General features: G+C 37.1%; 5 protein-coding genes. 2 read left to right on the top strand and 3 right to left on the bottom strand.

Annotated features, from left to right (window positions below; genetic code table 11):
• The 3 genes from QZU45_RS11380 to QZU45_RS11370 all read right to left on the bottom strand — a co-directional run.
• The coding region (locus tag QZU45_RS11380; protein WP_295355380.1) for a YafY family protein at positions 1–866 on the bottom strand (866 nt) is incomplete at its 3' end.
• Positions 867–1,010: 144 nt separating this feature from the next.
• Positions 1,011–1,406: a hypothetical protein gene (locus QZU45_RS11375; protein WP_295355378.1), complete on the bottom strand. Its 396-nt coding sequence runs from the start codon at positions 1,404–1,406 to the stop codon at positions 1,011–1,013.
• A 58-nt stretch (positions 1,407–1,464) separates the two neighbouring features.
• Complete coding sequence (locus tag QZU45_RS11370; RefSeq protein ID WP_295355376.1) at positions 1,465–1,779, bottom strand: hypothetical protein; 315 nt, start codon at positions 1,777–1,779, stop codon at positions 1,465–1,467.
• Positions 1,780–2,535: 756 nt separating this feature from the next.
• On the opposite strand from QZU45_RS11370, the gene QZU45_RS11365 reads away from it, so the two are divergent.
• Positions 2,536–2,901 carry a hypothetical protein gene (locus QZU45_RS11365; protein WP_295355374.1) on the top strand — a complete coding sequence of 122 codons (366 nt, stop codon included), beginning with the start codon at positions 2,536–2,538 and terminating at the stop codon, positions 2,899–2,901.
• A 107-nt stretch (positions 2,902–3,008) separates the two neighbouring features.
• Positions 3,009–3,383 (top strand): hypothetical protein, encoded by a 375-nt coding sequence (locus QZU45_RS11360; RefSeq protein ID WP_295355372.1) that lies wholly within the window; start codon positions 3,009–3,011, stop codon positions 3,381–3,383.
• The last annotated feature ends 366 nt before the right edge of the window (positions 3,384–3,749 follow it).

The raw sequence follows: 3,749 nt of genomic DNA, 5'->3' as shown, positions 1-3,749 counted from the left end.
AAATCTCCATTAGGAAGATATTCAATGGCCTGCTGATTGCTCCAGGTCCTTGAGGTAACATAGCCTGCGACTTCTTTCTTAAACAGGATTTTTGCTTCAAATACGTCACCTGAATTAAACCAGCCAAATGCACCTTCACTCTGATCTGCAACCAGAGGAGCAAGATCAGTGTTCCTATGAGTAATATCTGCCTGCTTAAATCGATACAGCAGGAACGTGTTGTTGTGATCGTTGACTGGTTCAGCAACACCATCCTCTTTAACAAGTCGGCCTACTACATAAAGATTGTCATGGAAAGCGGTAATTCTGTGTGGAGCCAGGAAATACACCTTATCCACATTATCTGCTGTTGGTGAATAGGTGATTCTGCAAACCTTGTGCTTACGTATTGCTTCAATAATGGTATCGAGAATTGGCTGATAAGGAGTGTGGTCAACACTGCCCTTGGTATAAACATCACCAACAGACAGGAAGTCCTCTGTAATAGGATCATCAGACAGGTAGGCAGAGGTTTCCTGAATGACCGCATCAATGTTGAGCTTCATCTTGTGGGGTAGCATTTTTACCAGGAAGTTCTTGCATAAGGCTAGCTGATACAATCCTTCAGAATTAACGCTGATCTTAGGTAGATTTCGTGGCTTTGAAAGGATATAAACCGTCTCTCGGCCTTTCTTCTGTCTAGTGATGTTGCCATAACCGGATGACTCAATTCTTTCGATAAGTCTTAATACGGACTGTTTTGAGCACTGCAGCTGCTCTGATATGTAGGTTAGGCTTAGTGGGTATCTGGCAAAGAGAAGAAGGGAATATAAAGCAATTAACTTTTCAGAAGGGGATGCTAAGCTCTGTTTGACGTTTGCTGCCATGGTTTTATCCTAAAAAGAGAAATTCCGGTACGCTCCTTCTGATTTTAGACTTGATATTAAGAGACGAAATATACCAGTATCTCGTTTTAGGCATAAGTAACGTTTTTTTTATGAGGAATGATATCAGAATCCGGAATAAAACAATCAGTCTTTAGTGATTAAATTCTGCAGATACTTTGTAACATTTCGGACCTCGACAGTTATATGAACAGTAATTTCCTCTGGTTCAGTCTTTTCCGAATTATCCTGAGTCAGATCATATAGAGTCTCACAATATCCGATTCCCATAAACAGGATCATCAGCCAGAAACCTGCGACAAAAGCAATGATAATCCATTCTTCCTGCCACACACTGCAGATGGCATAAGTAAAAACACACAGCCATAAAATACCCATGGTTGTTGCAATCGGATGCTTACGGAAAGGCTTAGTTGACTCTTTTAAGTCCTGCATAGCCTTTTGTCTTTTTTCTTCAGCAATAAGACGATTTCTCTGTGAAGACAGTCCAGAGAAGAAAACTAAATCTTTAGCCTTGTTCATACCCAATTCTCCTTATGCGTTATTTATTCGATTGAATTAACTTATTCTTTATCCAAAGCTATTTAATACCGGGAAAGGCGTCCACAAAACGTATTTTTATGTCGCCAAATGCATTAACGAACTGCACCTTGAAATCTGGGAACGCATCGACAAACTGCCATTTACCGCAGCTATCAGCAAAGGCATCTACAGTTTGTACATCGAGATCTGAGAATGCATTAACAACCTCTACTTTAATATCAGCAAATGCATCAACCACTTTAACTTTGCCATACAAAGGAATGCCATTGAAAGAACAGCTGCTGAGGTTACCTCCAAATGACGCGGTAGAAACAGCTAATAAGGCTATACAAGCAATCCTGAATACCTTCATAGTTACTCCTCTTTATGAAAAAAGCAGATCTGAAATGGCGGGATTTTCTGTCTGCTCTTGTCCTAAATATAAATAATCATCATTCCGGATTCTGATATGTGATTTGATTTAGTTTAACGTTTGCTATAAATCTAAGTTTAGACAACCTACAATTAAGATAGCTTGTTAAAAGGCTTATATATGAGGAATCAGGTATAGCTAAAAAAGACGTTCAGTATGATAGAAGTGTTTCTGAGCATCATGATTACGCTGCTGCATCTTCTGATACGTTTTAGAAATGGGAATTGTGCTCATATACAGTTTTTACCTGAGATAAAAATCGAGAAGTGGAATAAGGAATGTACAGCAATATAGATATACTCTTATGGATTGTCCCTCGCTTTGGTTTATGGGTTCTGCTCAGCGCAATACCTATAAATATGGTTATCAATCTTGATAGCGAGGACGAGTATAAAAACAGAGGAAAGATTGCGATGCTGTTGTTTCTTATCTTCTTTGTCATCGCACCTTTCTGTTTTTGGATTTAAAAAAGGTTGTACAATCTATCTTCATTCTTGTAAGTAAATTAGAACATCTGCTTACTAATTTAAAATGACCTCATTAAATATTTCTCTAAATATATAAATCATTATATAAAAATATAATTTTATCTATAGCCTAAAAATAACAAATATCTTTTAAAACAATCAGTAAACAAGTTGGCATTTCATTTGCTATTTAGTAAGTATCTTAAATTAACAGATGGGAGAGCCTACTATGTTACAGTTTTTACTTTATCCTTTAGCTGCAGCTACTACTGTTATTTCTGCACCAGTTGCTATTGCTGCCGGTGTCGCTATCGCCGCAACCTCTTATGCAATTGGAAAATCCTGTTCTACAGAAAGCGAAAGACAAAAGACCAGAAGAGCAGAAATAAACGCTCAAAGAGACATTGAATGCAGTAAAGAACAGAAGGAAATGGAGACTGAGCTTCTAAAAGAGCGTAATACTCAGGAACTTCGTAAACTATCCCTTAATGCTCTGGTAGAACTGGCTGAAAAAGCAAAAGCCACAGGTAACTATAACCTTTATAAACAGGCAATCTCTGAAATTGCTAATAAACAAAATACAAAGCCCTGTTAAGGGCTACTATCCTTCGATCTTATTTTTTATTTCAACTGATTATATATCCGGCCTTTACCTTTAGATGTTTTATTAGTTTTTTATTTATTGGGAAATGGAGTTTTATTATGTTAGATAACAATGTTGTTAACAATAATGAAAAGAACGATGCAGGAAAACTGGCAGAGCTTAAAGATTTTATAAAGATTCAGAATGATTTGCGAAAAGAAATACAGATGAAAGCAGACAGCAGCATAAGAATGCTTAAAGAACGTACAGAAGAGGAATTAAGAACTATAGATCATGAAAGGGCTCATAATATAACCAGACTGCAGGAGCTTACAAAAGACTTTAATCAAGAATACAGCAAGGCTAACAGTGAGGAAGCATATGATCTTATCTCAAAATTACTAAATGCATCTCCATCTGCTCGTACTATTGATCTCAGTAACGAAAGAGAAGAGGTTGATGCTGATTTTACGCAGGAAGAGGTGACAAATTAAAAAGAAAGAATCAGATCATAGCCATACTGCTGAAACACCTAATCCCTTCAACAGGGAAGTATTTTTATCTATTCTGTTAAAGACCTGTCTTATAAGTCCAATCACATCACTTAGCCCCATGATAAATGGGGTAAAAGACGATTAAAGAAATAGACTATCCTTTTATAAAGCCTTTTCTCTATACACCTTTCCTGCAATTCACAACAGATATTCTTATAGGATATTCAGTAATCCCATAACAAACCTGAAATCAAAAATAGGTGCAAGCTTAGGTTCGTAATTACCCCATTTCGAGGCTCTCTGTAACTAAGAATGGACTGCTATACTCTTGTATACGAGTCGTAACTACCTCATCTCTGAGGCTCA

The sequence above is a fragment of the uncultured Succinivibrio sp. genome (genome assembly GCF_902756765.1).
Taxonomy (GTDB): Bacteria; Pseudomonadota; Gammaproteobacteria; order Enterobacterales; family Succinivibrionaceae; genus Succinivibrio.
This window is presented reverse-complemented; position numbering and strand designations above follow the sequence as displayed.

Excerpts from the sequence above, each read along its gene's own strand:
- QZU45_RS11375 (WP_295355378.1), bottom strand. The coding sequence starts at position 1,406 with ATGAACAAGGCTAAAGATTTAGTTTTCTTCTCTGGACTGTCTTCACAG.
- QZU45_RS11370 (WP_295355376.1), bottom strand. The coding sequence starts at position 1,779 with ATGAAGGTATTCAGGATTGCTTGTATAGCCTTATTAGCTGTTTCTACC.
- QZU45_RS11365 (WP_295355374.1), top strand. The coding sequence starts at position 2,536 with ATGTTACAGTTTTTACTTTATCCTTTAGCTGCAGCTACTACTGTTATT.
- QZU45_RS11360 (WP_295355372.1), top strand. The coding sequence starts at position 3,009 with ATGTTAGATAACAATGTTGTTAACAATAATGAAAAGAACGATGCAGGA.